Annotated in this window: 2 protein-coding genes and 4 pseudogenes; 5 read left to right on the forward strand and 1 reads right to left on the reverse strand. The window is 59.2% G+C overall.

The window, feature by feature from the left end; all coding sequences use genetic code 11:
• A pseudogene (locus tag HWX39_RS35545) lies at window positions 1-1,045 on the reverse strand (IS3 family transposase); the annotation flags it as partial.
• Window positions 1,046-1,953: 908 nt separating this feature from the next.
• Between HWX39_RS35545 and HWX39_RS35550 the strand changes: the two are divergent.
• From HWX39_RS35550 to HWX39_RS35570, 5 genes and pseudogenes are all read left to right on the forward strand, one after another.
• Window positions 1,954-2,891, forward strand: a pseudogene (locus HWX39_RS35550) (IS5 family transposase).
• A gap of 667 nt (window positions 2,892-3,558) precedes the next feature.
• A pseudogene (locus HWX39_RS36590) lies at window positions 3,559-3,666 on the forward strand (Presumed portal vertex protein); the annotation flags it as partial.
• Between the two features lie 59 nt (window positions 3,667-3,725).
• Window positions 3,726-3,980, forward strand: coding sequence for a type II toxin-antitoxin system RelE/ParE family toxin (locus HWX39_RS35555; RefSeq protein WP_175972127.1), 255 nt, complete (start codon window positions 3,726-3,728; stop codon window positions 3,978-3,980).
• On the forward strand, window positions 3,964-4,290 hold the full coding sequence (locus HWX39_RS35560; RefSeq protein ID WP_175972128.1) for a helix-turn-helix transcriptional regulator: 327 nt from the start codon (window positions 3,964-3,966) through the stop codon (window positions 4,288-4,290). Before HWX39_RS35555 ends, HWX39_RS35560 begins: the two co-directional genes overlap by 17 nt.
• 215 nt (window positions 4,291-4,505) lie before the next feature.
• Window positions 4,506-5,485: pseudogene (locus HWX39_RS35570) on the forward strand (IS3 family transposase); the annotation flags it as partial.
• Window positions 5,486-5,599: the final 114 nt, after the last annotated feature.

Genomic DNA, 5,599 nt, shown 5'->3' on the forward strand with positions numbered 1-5,599 from the left:
GCGTCCTGATGCGTTCGGTAGCGCGCGGCGTGAACCCGTTCGTTCTTCAAGCTGTTGAAGAAGCTTTCCGTCGGAGCGTTGTCCCAACAATTTCCCTTGCGGCTCATCGAGCAGCGCATGCCGTAGGCGGCCAGTTTGCGCTGGAACTCGTGACTCGCGTACTGGCTGCCCTGATCCGAATGGCACAGTGCGCCCGGAGCAGGACGGCGGCGAAACCAAGCCATCGTCAGCGCGTCCGTCACAAGATCCGCCGTCATGCGCGTCTTGATAGACCAGCCAACCACCTCCCGGTTGAACAGGTCGAGCACCACGGCCAGGTACAGCCAGCCCTCGTCGGTCCAGATATATGTGATGTCCGAGCTGAACACCTGATTGGGTTCGGTGGGCCTGAACTCGCGGTTCAACAGATTCGGCGCAACCGGCAGCTTGTGCTTCGAATCGGTCGTCACCCGGTAACGGCGTTTGTGTCGGGCCCGGATGCCGTTTTCCCGCATCAGTCGTTCCACGCGCTCCTTGCTGGCTGGGTAGCCTCGATCACGGATTTCCTTGGTCATGCGTGGCGAGCCGTATGCTCCCTTGGCCTCGACATGCACCGTCCGGATCAGCGTCAGCAATTGCGTGTCCGTCAGTCGCGTTCGCCCCGGTGTACCGCCGCGCTTCCACGCGCGATAGCCGCTCAAGCTGACCGACAGCACGCAGCACAGCGACGACAGCGGATATTGCCCGACCTGCCGGTCGATCCAGGCATACCTCACAGCAGGTCCTTCGCGAAGTATGCTGCCGCTTTTTTTGCGATCTCAAGCTCCATCTGCAGGCGCTTGTTTTCCGCTCGCAGACGAGACAGTTCCATCTGCTCCGGCGTGACCGGCTTCGCTCCGCCGCCGCTGAGCTTGCCCGACGCCTCGGCCTTCGCCCAGTTGCGAAGCGTCTGCTCAGAAATGCCCAGCTCTCGGGCCACCACGACCACTCCCTGACCATCCTTGACCCGCTGGACGGCAGCCAGCTTGAACTCCGCCGTGTATGCCTGTTTCGGTACCTTGAACATGCCTGATTTCCTTCCTTTCCGTCGAGTTTATACACGACCTCTTGGAAGGCGAAATTTCAGGGGAAGCTCACCCTCGAGCATGTCACCGGACTGTCACAACTCGCTGTCGCGCAGGATCTCGCGGCCAAGATCCTGTGCGACAACATCCATTCGTTGCTAAGTCAGGCTACCTGCGGCGCTGCGCAACTGCCCGCCGAACGCCGTATCAATCGTACCTTCGCTGTCACAGCCATGCGGCCCTTGCTTCCTCCGCTGCTGCTTGGCCGTGCCACCGCACGAGAACTCGCCCACGCGCTTGACCTGCTGGCGCGGCGTACCTACGTGCATCGCCCAGCCAAAACGCGGCCTCGACCAACGCGACCCAAGCCGCACAAGTTCATGGCGATGAAAACATGCTGACGTCACGCCCGCTTAAGTTGGGTGGATTGACTAATAACTGGACCTCACCACCGAAAACGAACTAATGTGCCCAGAAGAATTGCACTCCATCGAATGAATTTTCTGATGCATATACATCGCATCCTGAGCCATGCTATACAATATTTTTGCCGTGGCGCTAGTGTCTGCCTCAGCAAATCCTATGGCCCAAGCGGGATTCGGGTTTCCGTTTATGGTATCCGAGACATATATACCAGTTTTGCCTGCCCATCCATAATTTCCCGATATTCCGACAATATACTTACCCGCATGACACGGAGCCGCCGAGGCAAATGAGCACTTAAAAATCACTGCAATCACCAACAACCTTTTCATTTCACTCCCCTTAAAATAATTGATACCTCATTTTGGCGTTGTTGCATAAATCGGGCGCGCCCGCGGTCGACTACGTTTGCACACAACGGCCGGTTCGGAATTTCTTTTAACGATTGGGCTTCCTGCGTAGATTCTCGATTTTTGGCCTCGAGAAGATGCGCAGGGATAAGGGCAAGACGAGCGATCCAAAGGCGCGCTACCGTGTCAAGAACTGGTCAGCCTACAACGCAAGCCTGATCAACCGAGGTAACGTCACGATGTGGCCGCCCTTGCGGACATACCGGAGGCCGAGCCAACGCGCGGCCGTCCGCGTCTGTACAGCGGCGCGCTGATTCAGGCGTTGCTGGGCATCAAGACCCTGTTCCACCTGCCGCTGCGCGCACTGCAAGGCTTCGCTCAAAGCCTGCGTGAACTGGCCTTTGGCACCTTGCCCGTGCCGAACTACACGATACTGAGTCGCCGAGCGCAGACGCTTGAGGTCCAACTGCCGGTCGTTGGCGACAGCGAGCCGATCCATCTGGTGGTTGACAGCACCGGCGCGAAGGTCTGAGGCGAAGGCGAATGGAAGGTACGCTAGCATGGCTATTTGAAGCGTCGCACGTGGCGCAAAGTACATCTCGGGCTCGACGCAAACACCGGTCAGGTACGAGCCGCGTTGATGACGCATCAAGACGTCGCCGACGGTGACGTCCTGGCCGAACTGCTCTACCAGATCCCTGACGACGAGCTGCTCGATGTCATCGGCGGTGACCGGGCCTACGACACCAAACCGTGCCATGCCACGATCGCCGCAACGCCATCGATTCCGCCGCGCGAAGGCGCTGTACATTGGCCTGCGAACACGTCCGGCGCGACGTGGCGCAACAACGCGGTCGATGCGATCGCGCGACTCAGTCGCCACGAATGGAAGAAGGACAGCGGGTACCATCGGCGCTCGCTCGCGGAGAACGCGATGTATCGCTTCAAGACGCTCACGGGTAACTGCTTGTGGGCACGACACACCGAATCGCAGGCAACCGAGGTTGCCATCCGCGTGGGCGTGATCAACCGCATGGCGGACCTCGCACGTCCCCAATCCGTTCACATTGTCTGAAATCATGAACATAGGCCTTGCCTCGTCCTCACGCCGGATTTATGCAACAACGCCCCGCATTTTTACCAAGCAAAAAATTGGCGTAACGAATAAAAGAACCCATTGACTAATGGTGTCCACCAGCAAACCATGGCGTCGCACCTTCCAAAATCCACAAAGCCAAGCATGGTGCATTGCACCAAAAATTCGCCGCCCAAATCCTGTAAATAGCCATCTGCGGAAAATCAAAAAAGCATACCAACCTCTTATTGACGATGTTCATAGTGCGCCATCCCGACGCGTCGCCTCGTACCCGCTTCCTGTTCGTCAGGCCAGCGCTTTGCCTCGGGCTTCCTTCAGACTCGCGGTCGCCCGCGAAACCCTTGCCTCTAGCTAACACTTCCCCTTGCCGGGTGTGTAGAGGACTTTCACCTCCAAGTGTGTGCTCCCTGCCGGGCGCACCTAAAAAAACAGCCACCTGCTGGGGTGGCCGAAGGTAGGGGATGTGCCGAGAGGCGTTGAGCCTGAATGGAGGCATCAACGGCTCGACTATACTAGCCTTTCATTTTTATTACATATCGGAAGACTCTGACGGGGGCGGGCGTTGGGGCGTTGGTGCACTTCGTGGAAACGAGGATGTTAAGCTCACGGGTGTGTCCCTGTTTCCACCCAGTCTTGCCATGCCGCGTTCCACCAGCTCGAGGTCGAGCCGCTGAAGGCACGACTACGCGAGCTCAACGATTGGCTCGGCATCGAGGTCGTGCGGTTTCGCGACTACGAGCCGGCCGCGCAATGACACGCAAATAACTTATAAAACACTTGCAGAAAACTTATAAATAAACTTATAGTTCTCGCATGAACTCGATCAAATGGACCCCGAAAGCAGCCAAGCAACTGCGCAAGCTGGATCGCCAGAATCAGGTGATGATCCGCGACAGCGTGATCACTTTGGAAACGATGCCGAACTGCCAGAACGTGAAATCGCTAACGAATCACCAGTCCGGCTACCGGCTCAGGATCGGCAACTACCAGGTTCTGTTCAACTGGGACGGTGAAATCAAGGTAGTCGAAATCGAGGAGGTAAAGAAACGCGATGAACGCACGTACTAACATCCAGATCATCAACGGGCCGGACGGAGCGCCGGCCTTTGTGGTGATTCCCTACGCGGATTACATGGCGCAGCACGAAGAAGAGCGCGACCTGATTCCGCACGAGGTGATCAGCGCCACGGTCGACGGAGCGACGCCTCTGCGCGCATGGCGCGAGCATTTGAAACTGACTCAGGCCGACGTCGCGGCTCGGCTCGACATCAGTCAGTCCGCCTACGCACAGCAGGAGCGAAGCGAGAAACTGCGCAAGTCGTCGCGCGAGAAAATCGCCGCCGCACTGGGCATCACTGCCGCGCCGCTCGACTTCTAACGCGATCGCCCCCGCGGACCCGGCGCGCGCAGTGGATACCCCCCCACCCCTGCGCATCAAAACGAGTCGTTTTTATGCACCCCTGCACCGCCGGCTCGCGTCCGCCCAGCACGGGCCTCGCGCAGATAGAGGTGGCCGCGCAAATTCGGACAGGCGGATAAGTGGGGCGGCCGGGGCCTTGAGCCAGCGATAATGCTGGCAAAGGAACCGGAAAGATGACGAAGAGAACCCGACGGACGCACTCAGCGGCGTTCAAAGCGAAGGTGGCACTGGCAGCGGTCAAAGGCGAACGGACACTGGCCGAACTGGCACAGCAGTTCGATGTGCATCCGAACCAGATCACGGAATGGAAGCGGCAGTTGCAGGAACGCGCGGCCGACGTGTTCGGTACGGCCGGGGCGTCGTCGAGCGAGCCTCCGGTTGACCTGAAGGCGCTGCATGCCAAGATCGGTCAGTTGGCCCTGGAAAACGATTTTTTAGAAGGCGCGCTCACCAAGGCGGGCTTGCTGAGCGCAAAGCGATGATCGACCGTACGCATGCGCTGCCGGTTTCGCAGCAAGCGCGGCTGGTCGGCATCGCAAGATCGAGCGCGTATTACCGGCCAAGGCCGATGAGCGAAGCAGATCAACTGCTGATGCGACGGATCGACGAACTGCACATGGAGTTTCCGTTTGCCGGCGCGCGGATGCTGGCGCGACTGCTGCGTCGCGAGGGACACGAGATCGGCCGCCGGCGCGTGCGTACGCTGATGAAGCGCATGGGCATCGAGGCGCTGTACTGCAAGCCGAACACGAGCCGACGCAACGCGCAGCACAAAATCTGGCCGTACTTGCTGCGCGGCATGAAGATCGAGCGGGCCAACCAGGCGTGGGCACTCGACACGACCTACATTCCGATGGCGCGCGGTTTCGTGTACCTAACGGCGGTGGTGGACTGGGCGAGTCGCAAGATCCTTGCGCATCGCGTGGCGATCACGCTGGAAGCCGTGCACGCCGTTGAGGCACTTGAAGAAGCGTTCGCCCGCTACGGGCTGCCGGACATCGTGAACACCGATCAGGGCAGTCAGTTCACGGCGGGCGCGTTCACCGAGACCGTGCTGGGTCGAGGCATCCGCCTGTCGATGGACGGCAAGGGTGCCTGGCGCGACAACGTGTTCGTCGAGCGCGTCTGGCGCAGCATCAAGTACGAAGAAGTCTGACCCTGCCTCGTTTTCACGTACAGCATGTCATGCAGCAGCGCGTAGGGTTTCGTATTCGACGGGAGTGCAGTAGTCGATCGACGTGTGCATGCGCTGTCGATTGTAATAGCC

It is taken from the genome of Burkholderia sp. BCC0322 (genome assembly GCF_902833045.1).
Taxonomy (GTDB): domain Bacteria; phylum Pseudomonadota; class Gammaproteobacteria; order Burkholderiales; family Burkholderiaceae; genus Burkholderia.